Source organism: Undibacterium sp. Ren11W (genome assembly GCF_049340485.1).
GTDB lineage: Bacteria > Pseudomonadota > Gammaproteobacteria > Burkholderiales > Burkholderiaceae_D > Undibacterium.
This window is the reverse complement of the sequence record NZ_JBMPPB010000001.1, coordinates 602972-621830: the sequence shown is the minus strand read 5'-3', so window position 1 is coordinate 621830 and position 18859 is coordinate 602972. Positions and strand designations below refer to the sequence as shown.

At 48.4% G+C, this 18859-nt stretch carries 16 protein-coding genes; 12 read left to right on the top strand and 4 right to left on the bottom strand.

Going from position 1 to position 18859, the window contains the following annotated elements; translation table 11 throughout:
* The first annotated feature begins 200 nt into the window (after positions 1–200).
* The 3 genes from ACO0K8_RS02860 (at position 201) to ACO0K8_RS02850 (ending at position 2988) form a co-directional block, all read left to right on the top strand.
* Positions 201–1121 (top strand): HDOD domain-containing protein, encoded by a 921-nt coding sequence (locus tag ACO0K8_RS02860; protein ID WP_422945106.1) that lies wholly within the window; start codon positions 201–203, stop codon positions 1119–1121.
* A 142-nt stretch (positions 1122–1263) separates the two neighbouring features.
* Positions 1264–1593: a DUF2322 family protein gene (locus ACO0K8_RS02855; protein ID WP_422945105.1), complete on the top strand. Its 330-nt coding sequence runs from the start codon at positions 1264–1266 to the stop codon at positions 1591–1593.
* 486 nt (positions 1594–2079) lie between these two features.
* Complete coding sequence (locus ACO0K8_RS02850) at positions 2080–2988, top strand: PilZ domain-containing protein (protein ID WP_422945104.1); 909 nt, start codon at positions 2080–2082, stop codon at positions 2986–2988.
* 241 nt (positions 2989–3229) lie between these two features.
* On the opposite strand, the gene ACO0K8_RS02845 is transcribed toward ACO0K8_RS02850, so the two are convergent.
* Positions 3230–5095 carry a pre-peptidase C-terminal domain-containing protein gene (locus tag ACO0K8_RS02845; RefSeq protein ID WP_422945103.1) on the bottom strand — a complete coding sequence of 622 codons (1866 nt, stop codon included), beginning with the start codon at positions 5093–5095 and terminating at the stop codon, positions 3230–3232.
* Positions 5096–5691: 596 nt separating this feature from the next.
* On the opposite strand from ACO0K8_RS02845, the gene ACO0K8_RS02840 reads away from it, so the two are divergent.
* The 9 genes from ACO0K8_RS02840 to ACO0K8_RS02800 all read left to right on the top strand — a co-directional run bounded on the left by ACO0K8_RS02840 (position 5692) and on the right by ACO0K8_RS02800 (position 14610).
* Complete coding sequence (locus tag ACO0K8_RS02840) at positions 5692–6591, top strand: amino acid ABC transporter substrate-binding protein (RefSeq protein WP_422945102.1); 900 nt, start codon at positions 5692–5694, stop codon at positions 6589–6591.
* A 179-nt stretch (positions 6592–6770) separates the two neighbouring features.
* A complete protein-coding gene (locus tag ACO0K8_RS02835) occupies positions 6771–7946 on the top strand; it encodes a beta-ketoacyl synthase N-terminal-like domain-containing protein (RefSeq protein WP_422945101.1) in 1176 nt (391 codons plus the stop codon).
* A 137-nt stretch (positions 7947–8083) separates the two neighbouring features.
* Positions 8084–8713 carry a hypothetical protein gene (locus tag ACO0K8_RS02830; RefSeq protein WP_422945100.1) on the top strand — a complete coding sequence of 210 codons (630 nt, stop codon included), beginning with the start codon at positions 8084–8086 and terminating at the stop codon, positions 8711–8713.
* A gap of 166 nt (positions 8714–8879) precedes the next feature.
* Positions 8880–9338: a GNAT family N-acetyltransferase gene (locus tag ACO0K8_RS02825; protein WP_422945099.1), complete on the top strand. Its 459-nt coding sequence runs from the start codon at positions 8880–8882 to the stop codon at positions 9336–9338.
* On the top strand, positions 9331–10188 hold the full coding sequence (locus ACO0K8_RS02820; RefSeq protein WP_422945098.1) for a carbon-nitrogen hydrolase family protein: 858 nt from the start codon (positions 9331–9333) through the stop codon (positions 10186–10188). The genes ACO0K8_RS02825 and ACO0K8_RS02820 overlap by 8 nt, the downstream gene beginning before the upstream one ends.
* Positions 10189–10277: 89 nt before the next feature.
* The gene (locus ACO0K8_RS02815; protein WP_422945097.1) at positions 10278–10586 is read left to right on the top strand and encodes a single-stranded DNA-binding protein; all 309 of its coding nucleotides are present in this window, start codon (positions 10278–10280) and stop codon (positions 10584–10586) included.
* Positions 10587–11213: 627 nt separating this feature from the next.
* Positions 11214–12953, top strand: a complete 1740-nt coding sequence (locus tag ACO0K8_RS02810) for a cytochrome D1 domain-containing protein (protein WP_422945096.1) — start codon at positions 11214–11216, stop codon at positions 12951–12953.
* Positions 12954–12964: 11 nt separating this feature from the next.
* Entirely contained in the window at positions 12965–13312 is a 348-nt protein-coding gene (locus ACO0K8_RS02805; protein WP_422945095.1) for a c-type cytochrome, read from the top strand.
* 107 nt (positions 13313–13419) lie between these two features.
* On the top strand, positions 13420–14610 hold the full coding sequence (locus ACO0K8_RS02800; RefSeq protein WP_422945094.1) for a cytochrome D1 domain-containing protein: 1191 nt from the start codon (positions 13420–13422) through the stop codon (positions 14608–14610).
* A 127-nt stretch (positions 14611–14737) separates the two neighbouring features.
* On the opposite strand, the gene ACO0K8_RS02795 is transcribed toward ACO0K8_RS02800, so the two are convergent.
* From ACO0K8_RS02795 to ACO0K8_RS02785, 3 genes are all read right to left on the bottom strand, one after another.
* Entirely contained in the window at positions 14738–17101 is a 2364-nt protein-coding gene (locus ACO0K8_RS02795; RefSeq protein ID WP_422945093.1) for a putative bifunctional diguanylate cyclase/phosphodiesterase, read from the bottom strand.
* Between the two features lie 12 nt (positions 17102–17113).
* Positions 17114–17740, bottom strand: a complete 627-nt coding sequence (locus tag ACO0K8_RS02790) for a methylamine utilization protein (RefSeq protein WP_422945092.1) — start codon at positions 17738–17740, stop codon at positions 17114–17116.
* An 82-nt stretch (positions 17741–17822) separates the two neighbouring features.
* Positions 17823–18548 (bottom strand): hypothetical protein, encoded by a 726-nt coding sequence (locus tag ACO0K8_RS02785; RefSeq protein WP_422945091.1) that lies wholly within the window; start codon positions 18546–18548, stop codon positions 17823–17825.
* Between the last annotated feature and the right edge of the window lie 311 nt (positions 18549–18859).

Sequence of the window (18859 nt, the reverse complement as noted above, 5' to 3'; positions counted from 1 at the left end):
TATTCTCGGGAGTATGGATTTGAACCCGCTAATAGAACATTGATAGATATTCAATAACGCTCTACGCCGTTTCCAGGATCATTCGTCTAAGCAGCATCTCTCTATGCTAAAGTTGCTGCAAACTATAAAATCTCAGGGCTTTGGCCTATAGTGAAGTTAGAATAATTTGTTTGAACTCTGTGCCGCGAAAGGTTACTGATATGCCGACCACTCCTGTCAACAATACAAATACTCAGCTTCCCCCTGCGTCCATAGGGACAATCAGTGCCGAATCCGTCATTGCTGAGGTAGAAAACCTATTCGCCTTGCCAGATGCGGCAATGCAACTAAGTGTTTTATTGTCTGATCCAGACACCACCAGTGCACAGATCGTTGACATCATCAGCATAGATCCTGCCCTCTGTGCCCGCGTGCTGAGGCTGGTGAACAGCGCCTACTTTGGACTAAACGAAGCAGTGGGAACAATATCGCGGGCGGTGGCTGTGTTAGGTACAGGCCCCCTGCATTCGCTGGTACTCGCAAGTTCGGCTGGCCAGGCCTTCGGGAATTTATCTGGCGATCTGATCGATATGGAAAAATTCTGGAAACGTAGTGTATATGCAGCCTTAGCGGCTGGCAGTCTGGCTAGTCGCGGTGGGCCGCGCCTACGCGAACGGGTGTTTCTCGCCGCGTTGCTGCACCGAGTCGGACAACTTGTCATGTATTACCAACTACCTGAGATTGCCAAACAAGTGATTGCGGCAGTGGCGCGAGGCGAAAATTGTGCCTCAAGTGAATACGCTCTGCTAGGTTTCACTCAGGCCGACCTTGGCGCTACCTTGCTCGAGCACTGGAAACTACCAGTCGCCCTGACCGAACCGGTACGCTATCAAGACCGTTGTAGCGAGGCACCAAATCACGCACGCGAAGCGGCATTGGTACATCTTGCTGGCATCATCGCACTGCACATGGAGAGCAACGTCGCAAGCGGCGAGTCGGCGGTAACGCTGGATATAGATCCAGCCATATGGCTACTCGCCAACTGCCAGCCAGAAATACTCGAAAGTGTCATCCATGAGGTAGATATCAACTGGTTCCAGGTCATCAGTTTGATTGCTCCCAACGCGATGTTGATTTACTAAAATAGATATCTGCTGCCACACAAACTTAATCCTAAAATAAACAGATGCCAAAATAGTGCTATTTACGACTATAGCGAGCGCTTCCCGCGCCCTTCCCCTATAATCGACGCCATTTTGCACTCTATTCTTTTAAGGACATTCCGTGAAATTCAACGACCTATTATCCACGCTTCCGACTATCGATCATCTTGCAGCGCTTGAACTTTTTGACGGCAGCAAACTGGTTGCCAGAATCGAGAACCAGCCAGGATCAGCCGGTAGCGTCCGGGTGTATCACGCCTTGTATCAGCAATTTGGCGCAATCGATACCAGTGCGGCCACTAAAGGCTTACAGCTGTATGCCGAGCATACGGACGATGCAATCGCCTTCCCGGGTAAGCATCCAAATATCGATAGATTGCTGAGCTTAATTCAAGAAAATACAACGAGTGATAATCACAAGCAACTTTCATTGAATTTAGTCGCAAATTAGTCGTCAATTAATCGTATGGGGATAATTCTAAAGTCAGGCGGATAATTGCTAAGCCTAAGTAGCGCACTGAAGTAACTCCAGCAACATCCAATTGAATTTATTCCAGAATTTCAAAAGACACTACGCCACCGCGCATAGTCCGTCTCGCTTACAGGCCATCTAGTCTCAAGACCCGCATCGACAGTGCGTGCTGGCGGTGCCGCTGTCTATTTTTCGTAACGGACAGCGACACTCCCTGAGGCAAACTGACCACATATTTGCCTGAAATTCCTAGATATTCTGCTGCTGGCTAGTTGGTCTCAAGTAATTCCCTGCAAAGGCCGTTATGCTGTAATCTGGTACAAATCGCGATGATGTTAGCTTACGATCGGCATTTCGGTCCCGCATGGGGCAAAGCTTCCAATAACTCGTTGCTCGACCAATTTTCTATTCACCTTGACGAACCCTGAACGCGAAGTTTTCACTCACTACTCATCGAGGCTTATCGTGCTAAAACATTTATTCGCTAAAGCACTAGGCAATGCGGACGATAAGCCAGCCATGAGCGATTTACATACGCAGACTGATGATAAACAACGGTGGCTAAGTTCTTTGATTGATCTGTTCCCTATCGGCAAAAAGCAGCGTTACTATCCTGAATATAAGATGGATATCGTTTTCGATACGTTGGTGATTGCGTATTGCGTAAATGGACATTTTCTATATTCTGCCTCTGCGGTAGAGAGCGATGCGGAAGGACATCCTGCGTACTTTAGGATTGCGCAAAATGGTGAGAAAATTGCATTTTCCAAAGTAAAAAGCTTTCAATTAGTGGTGCCGGACACCTCTGATTCTGAAGTCAAACTCGATTATGAAAGGCGAGCCGCGCTCGGACGCGGGCGCCAATTTACTAAAGGCAATAGCATTTCCCTGATATCGGCTGCGCCCGGTAGAGGCGTCTCGACAGTAGATACCGAAGTGACTAAACTGGTAGTCCAAAAAGATGGCCCCTATGCGCCTGCGACCCTGATTTTACTGACACCAGATCTCGACACCCTGGTGGTTACCGACCAAAGAGCCAAGGCACGCGTCAAGATCTCGGTACCATTAATGCTCTCATCTGAAGACGGTCCCTTGGTCAGCGCCTGTACCATTGTCGACATCTCCGATGCAGCACTGCGTATTCATATCGACAGTAATCACCCGAATATGCCTGAGATGGACATTAATTCGGAAGTAGTCATGGTGATTAATCTCTCCAAGGCAGAGTTGCAATTTAATCTTAAAGGCAAGGTCATTCGTAGTTTTCCTGGCATCCGCGTAATTAAACTATTGGCCTTACTGAAAAACGGTAAATATGTGCCATTTGGCCCACTCGACCATCTGGAACTTAAAGCAGGTTTAATGAATTTTTGACTTAGCTTCGACGTTTTGGCAGGCATTAGCGGCCGCGAACCAGATACCGGCATCAGACAAAGAAACCGCGCAAAATCTCTTGTAGACTTTGCGCGGTTTTTTAACATCTAACCATGTGCACTTTTTTGCGGAGCGAACGCATCAAGTGCGCTGCTATCCTGTCTCACCAACGATAAATTCTATGCATTAGATCTACAGGCAGCATCGATTCCCGGCACCAGCAAACTTCGCATTATGGGTTTTAGTTACTGATGGTTGCGCTCACTGTCAATCCGGAAAATCCAGCGTAGGCGTACACCCCTAGATAGTATTTACCCGCGCTCGGGCTATTGATGCTGCAGCTTTCTATCCTTGTGGCGCCGTCCGATTTACAGGTATACACCGAAGTACTTGGTTTAGTGCTTTGCTGCGCAAACAGATCAGCGTCACCATTGCTACCATTGATACTAAATTGCAATTTGCTCTTACCTGCAGGCACTTCAATGGCGTAATATTTCCAGCCACCGGTAGCTGCAGCTTGTCCGGTAAGAGGTACACCACTGCTAAGCATGGTATCGGGTGTGACTACGGATCCAGTCAAACTTCCTTGCATGGCGTAGTAACCCAGGGAAGAATAATTTGAAAACCCGTTTTTGGGTGTGCCTTCAGATCCACCTTTAATAACTACACTGTAATTACCGGCAGCCAGCGCCAGATTACTAAAACTGGCCGATCTGTCCACCGATAAATTACTCCGCGCAAGCACGGTACCTGCCGCATTAACAACACTGGCATCGACATCAAGCATTCCAAAATATTCGATAGGATCAATCCGTAAATTAAGCACAGCGCCACTGGCCACGCTAAAAGTGTAGGCATCGCTATCCCCGGTAGTTTCAATTTGTCCAAAATTTTGCAAGGGATTGATGGCACCGGTAGCACTTACCAGCAAAGCTTTTCCAGAGGGATTGTCATCCACCATGTAAGGTACTTTGTCGCTGATATTCATATTCTTCAAATCATCTTCAAAATTTGTGGCAGTGTTGTATTCGCCCTTACTCCAGGTCCACATGCTATGCGGCCAACTTGAACCCATCCAATAGTTGCCCATGATAGGGCCCCATTGATACGCTGCGATGCCTTCGAAATATTCACCACCAGTACCGCCGTGATCATGATTCATGCCCATTTGATGACCCACTTCATGCGCCGCTGTCATCCCTATACCATAACCGTAATCAAAACCTGAGGATGGATTGCGATATAGAGTTCCTGCAGAGGTAGTGCCAAAAGCCCACAGAGGTGCGTTCGAACGTCCATCTTGGTTGTAGAAATGAATGATGCCGGTACGTGTCACATTGGCCGCTTTGGCTGCGGCATACACGGCGGGGTTAGTGGTGATATTTAAATTATACGGAGAATAGATACTGGCCACGGTTTGCCACATCCGGTACATGTTCTCTTTACTGACGCCATTCAAAGGCGTAGAGCCACTCATTACCTCACGATTATCAAGAAAAAAGACATATGGGCTACCTGGTTTACTCTCCAGTCTGGTGACATCATCGTTATTGTAAGGACCGATATGCACTGCCTGTCGTTGCGCCATCGGGCTGTATGTCGGGTGCACGGCAGCTAACAGGCTCTGCACTGAACTTACTTTGATCCAATCTTCGTGCAGATCAGGGACAATTTTACTTATAGGCACCTCGGTAATGCTCACGACGCCTTTGGTATCGGTACTGTATTCGTAGGCCTTATTGCTGTCGTAGTTGATCAGATAGCCGCGCAGGGATTTGTGATCTCCTTTCAATATGAAACTAGAGTTTTCGGTATTCGCAGCCTTACCAGAAACCGAAATCTGCCCATCCTTATAATAAAAATGAGTGATCGTGGTCGCCACTGTATCGCCGCTAAGAGTATGTCGCATCGGTGTAGCAGGATGCGCATTTTGCGCAACATAGCTATCAATCACCGATTGCACCGTGCCCAGTTTGCTCGATGCAGCGCTTGCGCTAGCGAGGACATTTGCACTCACCTCAGCCAGTAGCGGCGAGCTGCTGACGATTAAGGCGGCAAATAATAGAGGACGAACAGGACCCAATTCCCGTGTTTTTACCATTTTCATGTGTTTCTCCAATTTAAATTGCAAAGCCTGTTTAGCCCGAAATAGAGTTTTGAGGACCTTGCATAAGTGCGAACTGCAGCGTTGATTTCGCTGAAAACAGAGGAGGATAAGACTAAGGGCATTTGATCTGAACCCCAGTAAAAACACTGAAATATCGTGACAAAAAAAATAGTTCCGACACTGCACGACATCGTTATTTCCCAAATAACTATGCGCAAGTTAATCAGAGCTTGCACAACTTGGATACAGCTACAACCGCCCGTCAGCGCGCTGTACGCCGTTGCAAACACTTACAAATTAAGAAAATTCTGCAAGGTGCTAGATGAAGAACAGATTAGAAAGCAATCGATGCGCAGAAACAGTCAGAGCAGCCGCATTACAGCAGATAAAGTAAACTCAATATTGATAAAAATTGCTGTATTTATTTGTTCAAATTTGATCAAATCAGTGTGGCGTTTAAAATATCAGAAAAAGAAAACAGATCCATCTTTCAGCAAACCAAGTAAATCCCTTTGTAAACATATCGGAATCAGCTATTCTCACTGACGGATGGCTCGATCTGACGTATTTAGTACTCTTGAAAAAAGGGAATAAAAATGAACAAAGCTCTCAGCACGCTATGTCTGAAATCACTACTCGCTGCCAGTCTATGCAGCTCTTTAACCGCCCTTGCGGCTGACACATTAACAAGCATCAAAGAAAAACAAAGTGTCACGATCGCTTACCGAGAAGAGACTTTCCCCTTCTCGTATTTAGCGGGAGATAAGAAACCGGTAGGCTACTCCATCGATATTTGCATGCTGCTAGTTGAAAGTCTCAAGCGCGAATTAAAACTACCAAAAATGAACGTAAATTATCTAGCGGTCAATGCCGAAAACAGGCTCAAAGCAATTGCGGACGGCAAAGCAGACTTAGAATGTGGGTCGAGCACGAACAACCAGGAAAGGCGTAATTTAGTCAATTTTGCGATTCCACATTTTTTTGCCAATGTGCGCATGTTAGTGCGTAACGATACCGCCATCAAGAATTGGCCCGATATCAAGGGCAAAACTCTGGTACTTACCACAGGCAGTTCGACGGCCAAAGTGTTGGCAGAAAAAGCTAAAACCAAGGACTTAAAATATACCGTCGTGAATGCTGCAAATCATCAAGCATCCTTTGCCTTACTAGAGAATTCAAAAGCGGATGCCTTCGTCATGGATGATGTTTTACTGTACGCCTTACGCGCCGAGTCAAAAAAACCCAAAACATTTATTATCACTGGCGATGTACTTTCTACCCAAACTTACTCCATCGTGCTGCGCAAGGATGATCCAAATTTTAAAAAATTTGTCGATAAAGAGTTAGCCAATGAAATGATCAATGGTACGGTAGGTAAAATCTACGGAAAATGGTTTAAGCAAGCAACCCCGCCCAAATCGATTAATCTGGAAATGCCTATGAATCATTTGTTGACGGATCAATTTCGTTTCCCTACTGATCAACATTTAGAATAAACAACAGCTATTTCTATCCCATGCCGGAATCCTCAAAAATATGGGGCGCACTCCGGCTAAACTGTCCGGCCTGAGCCTTATCCTACGCAACAATTCTTGCTCTCACCCAGACGGTGTAAAGTCTTTCTGTGCTAAGCTCACGCCACTTTTTTCCTCATGCTATCAGCACAGCCGCTCATTTGAACTCATCCATTTCTATCACCGCTATTGCATCACTGTCTCCGCTAGGTAACTCCGCCGTTACAGTTTGGGAAAATTATCTGAGTAATGCCACTTGCATACGATCACGCGACGTACAAGGGCAAGCATTTTTTCAGGCCAGCATACCTGAGCACCTGCGAGCAGAGATCGCGCAAGTGCGCAACTCACATCCACATTACCTAACGCTAGATGAAACCGTCATCTACGCCATCCTGGTAGCGCGACTAGCCATCCAACAAGCGGGCTGGAATAGCATTGACGAGGTCGGGATTAATCTTGGTTCTTCACGCGGTGCCACCCAATTATTTGAACAATATCACCAAGATTTTTTGAACAATGCCAGCACGCCCAAGCTGTGCTCGCCCAATACGACGCTGGGCAACATATCTAGCTGGGTGGCGCACGATTTAAAAATACAAGGGCCACAGGTTTCGCATTCGGTCACCTGCTCTACCGGTTTGCACGCGGTTTTAAACGGAGTGGCATGGCTCAGAGCCGGCATGTCCACGAAATTTTTAGTGGGGGCCAGTGAGGCACCGCTGACTGCGTTTACCCTACACCAAATGCAAGCCCTGAAAATTACCGCAAGGGCAGCAAGTGCGGACGGCAATTACCCTTGTCGCGCTCTCGATTTTGACAAACAAGAAAACACCATGGTGTTGGGCGAAGGCGCAGCAGTAGCCTGCTTAGAGCCTGGGATTGTGCCACATGCGCTGGCGATCATCGAAGGCGTGGGCTATGCCAGCGACGATGCGCGCTACAATTTCTCACTCTCGGAGAGTGCTATTTGCTTCCAAAAATCCATGAAAATGGCGATGGGATCCATCGGACCGGATGAGATCGACTGCATCATCCTGCATGCCCCGGGCACCATCTTGGGAGATAGTGCGGAATTTAAGGCGATTCAGGCAGTTTTTGGCACACACCTACCTATGCTGACCACAAATAAATGGAAAATTGGTCATAGCCTGGGTGCTTCCGGCATGCTCAGTCTGGAACTGGCGATTTTGATGTTGCAGCACCAGCAGTTTATCCCCGTACCATTTATCCCCGAGCAAAAGCGACGCTCTGACATGAATAAAATTCTGATCAATGCGGTCGGTTTTGGCGGCAATGCAGTGACAATTTTGTTGAGCAAAGTGTCGCTAGAATAAGCTAATGGCCCTGCCTGCAGGCTAGCCCCCCATTGCAACCGCCAGCGACAAACTTTTTATGTAAGGGTTTGTATGCTTTGCAGCATAAATCGTCATTTGGCGCTACCATAGCTTTCATTTTGTCGGAGTTTTTCATCATGAGTGTCGACGCATTTGAGCCTTTGCTGTCCAGCAAAAAAGTGATGCCACTGATAGGCGGCTTTGTGGCCGGCACCTTGATACACACCAAACAGGGTTTACTACCGTTAGGACAATTGCGGGTCGGCGACCAGGTAGAACTGATGTCGACTGCTAGCACTGTCCATACATATAGTCCGATACTGCGAGTGACCAGCAAGCCAGATGAATCTGTGATTTTGCTGGAATTTATTAGTGAAGACGAACTAAGCGCGGGAGAATTAATTGTCCACCCTGATCACTTGTTTTGGGTAGAGGGACAAGGCTGGACTGCTGCTAATCGTTTGAGTTATGGCGTAGCCATCAAGCGCCCCGGCAAGGCCGACGCCACGGTGTTGCGGGTATTGGACTTGTTTGCAACCGAACAAAGGCAAGTTGCCTGTAATTTTGATCAAAGTGACTTTACCGGCCCTACTATTGACTTGCGTGATCAAGAGATACGCATTTTTTACGAGGGCGTCCCGAATGACGCGGTCACCAGCGGCGAAATTGAACCATTTACCACCGAAGTGATCTGCATAGAAGTGGCAGATGCAGATCATATTTTGGTGGGGCAGATGGGCATCATGGCGCAGCAAGGCCTAAGCTAAACCGCAGCCCTGATTTTTTTCGCCCCCATCCAACACGCAATCCCCATGCGGCTGTCCGGGCATGCACGCCGCTAAGGCGCATACAGCTTGCGCACTGGGCCAGGTCGTTTTTCCAATTTTTGGCGAAACGATGAATGTGAAAATTCAATATAAATAATCAGCGATCATGGAAATACAACTCAGAGCCGTCACCTATGACAATTTCGACGCCGTCGTCGAATTGCAACTACTTAAGCATCAAGAGGATTACCTGGCCAGCAACTGCTACTCGATAGCCCAATCGAAATTTGACCCGGATTATCAGCCACGGGCGATTTATGCCGATCAGGAGTTAGTAGGTTTTTTGATGTATCACACTTTCGATTGCGATGTCCGGCATCAAACCGGGATACATCGCTTCATGATAGACCAGCGTCATCAAGGTAAGGGCATAGGTCGGTGCGCGATGGAGAGTGTACTTGCCGAGATCAAATCGGCAGCGCAATTGCAACGCATCACCATTTGCTACCACCCAGACAATCCTTTAGCCAAGCCGTTTTATGCCAGCCTGGGGTTTATCGAAGTTGGCATCGATGAGGAAGGTGAAATGATTGCCGAGATCCGGATAGGACAAGACCATGACTGATTTTTCTCTGCCTCGCAGTATGTTGCGCATGGGCGTGGCGCAAGCGCATAGTATTGCCGGTGACCTTGTCGCCAACATCGCCCAAGTGCTAGCCCTGATCGACCTAGCCGCTGATGCGCAGCTGCAATTATTGGTCTTACCCGAGAAGTTCCTGAGCGGCTACGAGCCTGATCTGATCAAAACTGATCCGCAACGCTATGCCGTAAACCAAGACGATCTCCGCCTCCAGCCTATTCTGGAAGCCTGTGCTCGCACTGGTGTGGCCGCCATTGTCGGCGCGGCGACCCATAATGCAGGCGCTATTCGTATTTCTTCTTTGATTATCAGTAGCAAAGGCGAACTCGTCTGCACCTATCACAAACAGCATTTATTCAGCAGTGAACGCGATATCTTTCGCGCTGGCGCGCAGGACGGCGCTTGCATGCTGGAGATTGCCGATTGGCGGCTGTCCATGGCGATCTGCTACGACTCAGGTTTTCCTGAGCATGCCCGCAGTGCCGCACTGGCCGGTAGTCACGTGTATGTGGTCAGCGCGCTCTTTAGCAAAGGCAATGGTCAGCACGAATCGCGGATCTGGATGCCGGCGCGTGCGCTCGACAACACCATCTTTGTGCTGATGTCCAACCATGTCGGCAGCACTGGTGGCTGGGATGCCTGTGGCAGCAGCGCCATCTGGAGCCCTTACGGTAAGCTGTTAGCCGAAGGCAGCAGCGATCAGGCTGGCGTGATCAGTTGCACGCTAGATCCCGCTTTACTACGCGATGCGCGTAGCCGCGAAAACATGCTGGCCGACTACCAAGCCATCGCACCCTGTACCGGGCAGCGCTTCACGCACTATCGCCTGGACTAAATTGCGACGGAGTTGCGACGCGTTTTCGATTGAAATGCGATGACTCCAGAGTAAAATAGCGCCCATTCAAACTTGGAAAGCCGTAAATCATGATAGATGCACTCATCGCCGGACGCATGTATGGCCACGCCGAAGAACGTAGTGGCCAGTCTGGATCTGCCTACGTGATGTGTAAAATACGCGCCAGCACTGACGATGGCGACACTTTGTTTTGCAACGTGATCGCATTCAATGATCAGGTGCGCAGCACTCTATTGGGATTAGCCGATGGCGATAGCATTGCTTTATCGGGCGCGCTCACGCCCAAAGTCTGGACCGATAAGCAAGGCAATGTTCGACCCGCACTAGACATCGTCGCCCATGCTGTAATCAGTGCGCATCGCAGCGGCGAAAACTAGGCATCGGTTAGACTCAGAATCACGCCTAACTGCTCAAGGAACTAGATAAATCATAAGGGACCGTTGCCGCAGAGGCGCAAAGAACGCCGAGAACGCCGAGAGCAAATAGAGAGTGCGACTGTGCGTCCTCAGAGCATCAGCGGCGAAGATTCCCCCCTACTTGTTTATCTGACTATTTGAGCGTGTCACCCAGCGCAAGCTAAATAGTTACGATCGCTTTCTAAAGCCGCCAAGCACCCATGCCAGAGCGCATATCCCATGCTGCTTGCAGCCCGGCATGCCCGCAAACCCGCATGGGATATGCGCGAGCGGCCTGGCCCCTTATTTTTGTTTGAACAATAGACTCAGCTTCGTCGAAATAACATGGCAGCGCATAGAGTCGGCAAATTCAGCGGCAATTCGTGACATCCCGTAACGCCATGCTCCCCAAGAAAACCACAATTCTGCATAGAATTTCTGATGAAGTTTGATCTATATCAGATCCGGCAAAACTAAGAAAAATCCTTGATTGGCATCAATGAAATATCCGCTTCGCAGGCGTAGTCTGCTGGTATAGAAAAAATACATTTAGACAATGTTTTTTTCTGCTTTTCTATACGAGCTTACCAACAAGAAGGGGAAATAAAAATGAAATCAGGAATGAGTATGCCCTTAGTTCGACCACTAGTTGCCCTATTAGCAGCCTTACCACTCGCGTTCGGAGTGGCATATGCGGAAGACAAAAAAGAAGATAAGACGCACGGTTCGGCCGAACTGAAATATCAGGCCGGCGGCTCACCTTTGGCCACCCAGGCCATGCATCAAAATATCAACCCCAAAGCACCTCCTATGACCAAAGAGGAATTTGAGCTTGGCAAACAAATTTATTTCCAGCGATGTGCAGGTTGCCATGGCGTCTTGCGCAAAGGTGCAACAGGCAAAGCATTAACACCGGAGATCACCCTCGACAAAGGTACTGATTACCTGAAAGTGTTCATCAACTACGGCTCACCAGCTGGTATGCCTAACTGGGGTACATCTGGAGAGTTGACCGACAAAGAAGTCGATCTGATGGCGCGCTACATTCAGCAAGAACCACCAGTACCACCGGAATTTAGCCTGAAAGACATGTTGGCGACCTGGAAAGAAGTGATTCCTGTCGCCAAACGTCCTAGCAAGAAAATGAATAGCTACAACATCGCCAACATTTTCTCGACCACTTTGCGCGATTCCGGCGAAGTCGCCTTGATCGACGGCGACACCAAAAAAATCATCAACATTGTCAAGACTGGCTATGCGGTACATATCTCGCGTACTTCCGCTTCGGGTCGTTATTTGTTCGTGATAGGTCGCGATGCACGTATCAACCTGATCGATCTGTGGATGGAAAAACCAGATACAGTCGCTGAAATGAAAGTTGGTCTGGAAGCGCGTTCCATCGAAACGTCAAAATTCAAAGGCTTTGAAGACAAATACGCGATTGCCGGAGATTACTGGCCGCCACAATTCGTCATCATGGAAGGCGATACACTCAAGCCTCTGAAAATCGTTTCAACTCGCGGCATGACGGTTGACAATGAATATCATCCTGAACCACGCGTTGCTTCTATCGTTGCATCGCACTATCGTCCGGAGTTCGTGGTGAATGCCAAAGAAACCGGCAAAATCATGTTGGTCGATTATAAAGACATCAACAATTTGAAAATGACGACATTGGATGCTGCCAAGTTCTTGCACGACGGCGGTCTCGATTCTACTGGCCGTTACTTCCTGGTAGCTGCAAATGCTTCCAACAAGATTGCGGTTGTCGATACCAAAGAAGACAAGATGGCAGCGATTGTTGATGTCGGCAAAACACCACATCCAGGTCGTGGAGCGAACTTCATCCATCCTAAATTTGGTCCTGTATGGGCAACCAGCCATCTGGGCGATGAATCGATCTCCATGATAGGTACTGATCCAGTCAAGCATAAAGCTCAGGCGTGGAAAGTAGTCGATACGATCAAAGGTCAAGGAGGCGGCTCTTTGTTTATAAAAACCCATCCAAAATCGAAAAATCTGTGGGTAGATACACCTTTGAATCCAGATGCAAAAATGAGTCAATCGGTTGCCGTATTTGATATTGACCATTTTGAAAAAGGCTACACCGTATTGCCTATAGCAGAATGGGCTAACTTAGGCGAAGGCGCAAAACGTATCGTCCAGCCTGAATACAACAAAGCCGGTGATGAAGTCTGGTTCTCGGTCTGGAGCGCTAAAGATAAAGAGTCCGCCATCGTCGTGGTCGACGATAAGACCCGCAAGTTAAAAGCGGTGATCAAAGATCCTAAATTGATCACCCCTACCGGTAAATTCAACATTAATAACACACAACACGACGTGTATTAAGGGGAGCGAATATGGATATGAAATTAGCTAAAGTTGTTCTGGCATGCGTTGCTGCCGCTGGCGTCGCCGCCCTGTCTTTCACCGCGACTTCGTCGTATGCAGCAGGTAATGGAGCTGAATTGGCGACAAAAAATGGCTGCATGGCTTGCCATAGCATAGACAAAAAAGTGCTTGGACCAGCATTTAAAGATGTCTCTAAAAAATACAAGGGAAATGCGGATGCAATTGCCAATCTGTCGAAAAAAATTAAAGATGGTAGCACTGGCACCTGGGGTCCTATCCCCATGCCGGCGAACGGTCCTAAAGTGAGCGATGCGGATATCAAGGTCTTAGCAGAGTGGGTATTGGCGACTAACTAGTAGCCTGTACTTAACAAGCCGTCCATAAGTATTACTGAGGCGCCCAGGTCTTCTGACTTGCGCGCCTTTTCCCTTTTACGCCTCCCATATCTACCTACTTGAACAACATGCTCTCTTCATTTCGTCGATTTAGTTCGCAGCTTAGTTCGTGGTTTTTTTCACTGCTGTTTATTCTGCTGGCAGCAAGTCAGGTATTGCCTGCAGAGGCAAACTCAGCACCGATACTGATCGTTAGCCAAGCGCAGCAACTGAGCATGTTTGACGGACAGGCGCAATCGATATTGGCAAGCTTTAACTTCCCCTTCCCTCTGCATGAAAAAATCTGGCGCAGCAGCGATGATCAATTTGCTTACCTATCGTCGCCTGAGGGTTGGCTCATACAAGTCGACTTGCAAGCCGGGGTAATACGTCGCCAACTGCGGGTTGCTCAGCAAACAACAGGGATTGCTTTGTCTGCTGATGACCGCTATTTGATGGTCGCCAATAGCAGGCCGACCACGCTAATTGCGCTCAATGCCGTCGATTTTTCGCTGATACGCAAACTGGAGGTTAAGGATAAAAACGGAAAAGCGTCGGCGGTAGCGGCGATTCATTCCGCCACCGCGCGCAAAAGCTTTATCGCGGTCATGCGTGACATCCCCGAGCTATGGGAAATGAGTTACGACGAGCACGCAGAACCGGTCTACGAAGGTTTTGTGCATGACTACAAGATGGGCGAAGGGATAGCCCTACGCGGCCCCTTTCCACCCCGCCGCACTTTGCTAGAGCAGCCATTAAGGCATGTCTTATTTGACGCAGATGCGACGCATGCAATAGGCGCTGGCGAAAATGGACTCCATCAGATAATCAATCTGAATATCCGTAGAAAAATCCTTGAGTTTACGCTCAGTTCCAGCACCCTGGCGAATGCGGGCCTGATCGTCCAGCGAGGGAAACAATCTCTATTATTATTGCCTTCGGCCACCCAAAACACCTTGTTCCTAATCGATATGCTTAGCGGACAACTTCTAAATACCTTGGACACAACCGCGCCGCCACGGAGCTTGATGCAAGACCCGCGCAATGACGATATCTGGCTCAATCACCCAACCGACAGCTCTACAGCAGAATTTTTCGTCGAACAGGTAATACTGCCAGTTGCAGGGTCACCAGTGCGGCTGTTGCGCCCGAACCGGCAGCTACTGGCGAGGAGTAACGATGTGCAAAATATCATCGTGCATGGTGACGATGAAAAAGAATTCCTCATCATCGACAGTAAAACCTGGCAACTGCTTAGGCGACTAAGAATACCGCCCTAATTGCGATGCGCCCATATCAGTATGCCCCAACACGCATACTGCATGCGGCCTGGCGGGCAGATGCCTTGTACAAGCCCGTAAACAGTGCGCGCTAGGCCATGCCGTTTTTAAAATCGCCTCACCGGGCTTAAGCTTGATGCGTTGCCGGCACCCAGCTAGAGAGCCAGGCTGGCAGTTCCGCTGCGGGCATTGCCTTGCTGATGTAATAGCCTTGCGCCTGATCACAACCCATTTCCTTGAGTAATTGCATCACTGCCAGGTTTTCCACCCCTTCTGCCACCACCCGTAAACCCATATTGTGACCGAGATCGATGGTAGATTTGACGATCTTGCTATCGTCCGCATCCTGCTCCATGTTGAGCACAAAAGATTTATCGATCTTGAGTTCGTCGACCGGCAATTTTTTCAGATACGCCAAAGACGAATAGCCGGTGCCAAAGTCGTCAATCGACAGATCGAAACCCATGCTGTGCAGTTTTTCCAGCGTTTGCTGGGCCCGCACAGGATCATCCATAATCGCACTTTCAGTAATCTCCAGACAAAAGACCGTTGGCGTGATGCCATGTCTGTGCAAGACTTGAGAAAACTTCTCCGGCAATTCTTGATCCAGCAAATCAAGCGTGGAGAGATTTATCGACATTTTCAGATGCACGCCTTGGGCACTCCATAGCCCGCAAATACCAGCCGCTTCATTGAGCACCCATAAGCTCAGTTGCCGGATAAATCCGGTCTGCTCGGCAAACGGAATGAAATGATCGGGATAGATAAAGCCGCGTTCAGGATGGAGCCAGCGTATCAACGCTTCCACGGCGATCACCTGACCTGTGCCTAGCGCTATTTTTGGCTGTACATACAGGCGAAATGCTTGTTGTTCCAACGCCGTTCTCATTTCACTAAGCAGTGACAAACGCAGTTGACTAGAGCCGTCAATCTCTGGCGTGTAGCTTACAGCACCGCTATTGCTGCGTTTTGCCGCATACATCGCAACTTCGGCATGACTGAGTAAAGTTTCGGCATTACTTGCATGCTCGGGGCAGCCGGCAATTCCTATGCCAGCCCCCAGATCAACCGTCTGCTGTTCGATAGAAATAGGGGTTTCCAGAGAACGCAGAATCCGCGCCGCCAGATGATGCGCCGCCGCCAGATCGGCATTGGTGAGTAAAATGGCGAACTCATCGCCGCCCAATCGGGCTGGCTTGGTTCCGCCCAGCCCTAATTCTTGGGTCAAACGCTTGGCAACCTGTATCAGCATTAAGTCGCCGAAGCTATGTCCCATAATATCGTTGACGTGCTTAAAACGGTTCAGATCCATGATCAGCACAAAACAAGATTGTTGATGTTTGCTGGCATCGCTGAGTGCGTCTTTAAGCATACTTAAAAACAGGGCACGGTTCGGCAGATGCGTCAGCGGATCCCAATACGCCAGCTTACGGATTTCCTGTTCACGATGGGCGATGCCATCGCGCATACTAATGAAGGTTTTCGCCAGATCGCCGATCTCATCGTTTCTTTTCACTTCTATAGGGGCTCGATAATCGCCCGCACCAAGCCGTTTGGCGGTATCGAGCAATTGCCGCACCGGGCCGGTGATACGCCTGGCGGTAAGTATACTAAGAACGATAGCGACTACCACTCCCAGTACGGTAAGTATCAATAGGCGAAATTGAAGTTTTTTATATGGTGCGACGGCTTCACTGACGGACAATTGTAGTACCGCGATAGTCCGGTATTGATCATTTTTTGCTAAAGGGAGCAGTTGGCCGATGTACTCTTCATCATCAATTTTGAAATCGAATCCGGCGCGACGATTTTCTATATCGATGGGCAGTACGTGTGCCAGGCGCCTAGCTTGCCCTGTCGGTAAACTGGAGACATCCGTTTGCCACTTTCCATTCTCGGTATTGGTAAAAATCGAGACTTCGAAGGCAGAGAGTTCATGCATATCGGCCACTATGCTGCGGTCGATAGGGATAGCCATCAGTACCCAGCCTATTGTGACGGGTGCCTTAACCGGTATTAGCACTAACTGATAGGGGCGCCCATCCACGATTGCGGTGCTGGAAGCGCTGCCTGATTGTTCTGCCTGCATAAGCAAAGGCAAGACGGAACCCTGAAAAAAATCTGTGGCTAGTGCTGCGCTTGTGGAAGCTCTAATTTTTCTATCGACACCGATCAACATAGACAAGCTGGCACCGATACGATCACCGTGGTTGATTAATGCCGATTTGATCGTCTCGACATCCTGACTACCGATGGCGACCAGGAAAGCAAAATCCTTCGCCAGGACATTGGCTCCTTGTATCAATTTTTGCGCATTTTGATCTAGCAAACGTCCAAAAATTCGCTCTCCTATTTTCAGTTCTGCGTTAATCGCCGCCCGTCCATTACTATTAATCGCATCTTGAATGACGAAGAACCCGACCATTTGCACGGTCAGAATTAAGGTTATAAACAAAATGACTACGCGACTCTCCAAACTGTTAAAACGCATCCATTAACCTCGTTAATTGTTTTTTAAATTTAACTCTACTTGCAATGCTATATTCAGATCATCGACAACGACACTACGTTCATAATTGGCAAGGCCCGCCATTTGTTTGTAATGCCACACTTTAAGAATATATTTTCCAGACGGGAGCTGCGAAATTATCGCTTTCCCATGAACATCGCTTTTGGCGAAATAGGGGGTGTCGACCACGTGGATATAGGCCAGCATCTGGTCGTGGATATTGCAACCGATCACCACCGTGCCCGGTTTATCAAACAGCACCGGAGCCTCCGGTTTGCCGGCATACAATTTGAGCTCAAACGGTTTGGCAGGTGAAAATGAATACGCATGATGTCTGACCGTATCATTATTCGGAAAAAATACCGCTGTACCGGTCTGGATGACGCTCACCAAAGGAATAAATGTTTTATTTCTCTGCTCGATTTCAGCGGTCATAGACTTGCCGCCGGGTGCTACCTTGGCAGCCGGCCCCGGCTCCAAATAGGCAACCGCGTCCGGCACCACATGGCCAAGCGTATCGCGAACGGTAAGACTAAGCTGTACGTTGGCCGCACACACCTCGCTGACACAACGGGCCAGCAGAAACAACGATATCCACAATTGCTGAAATGTTCTTCTCATTTGGTAAGCTGCAATCCCGGTAAAGAACACAATAACGGCTAATGCATAGTGCTAAGATCAGTATCCTAGCTTAGCCACGATATCAAAAAACAGTTTGCAGGCGTAGCGTCAACATATTGCCATGCATGCCATAAATGGAGCCCGTCAGATAGGCCAATTGATATTTGATCGTGATTGAAGAATCAATCGCATAACTACCAAAAAATGCCGGCCCTGCCCTATGTGACTGCTTATCGCGTGGACAGCCGTTGCGACACTCTGCCAATTCGCCAAAACCTAATACGCCTACTTGCAAAAGCGGTTTCCAGCGATATTTGGCTTGCCATTGATATTTCAATTGATTTTCAATGGCAGAAGCCGCGTGATAATTTCTCTCCAAAAACAGATTGCCATTGAGTTGCACCCGACCTACATCGGTTTGAAAGACCGGGCCGATCTCGAGCGCATATCCCTCACCACTGTCGTGGGCCCGTGCGACATTGGTGTGTATTGCCACATCAAATGGATACTGCCCCTGCGTTATCTGGTAATCGTTTTGCCAGTTCCAAGTATCGAGTTTCAAGTCGGATTTTGAACTGCCTATGTAACTTACGAAAAATTCAGTATACCAGCGGGTAGTGACACCATAGCCCAGTCCAAGCTCAGGCCAAATGGTTTCATCCTGCCCAGGAAATTTTACCGTCCAGTAACGATAATCTATGGATCTTTCGCCTTTATTGTCGTACACAGTCACCAGGTAATAACCTGGCTCTGCCATTGCGGTGACGCAGGCGGTGAGCAGACAAAATGCAATGATCAGGCGTTTCATGATGGACCGATCCAATACGTTAGGCATTAAGTGAGTAACTCAATTCTGAAGATTTAGCAGGCCGCTAAAATCGAGATTTTTCCATTTTAATGCCGATGTTTTTGACTCAAATCCCGCCTATTTTGAGAAACATCACACTATTCAAGCAAGCAACATGAAGCCGAAATATCTCAAGCTAAGTATTCCTTAATTAATCCTTTATCACAAGTATCATTTGATTTTTTATTACTCAGATTACATCAATCGCTTGCCCTGCCCTGCCCTGTCCGAAAGCGAGGCGCCCTGATGCTGGTCTATATCACACCGTAACG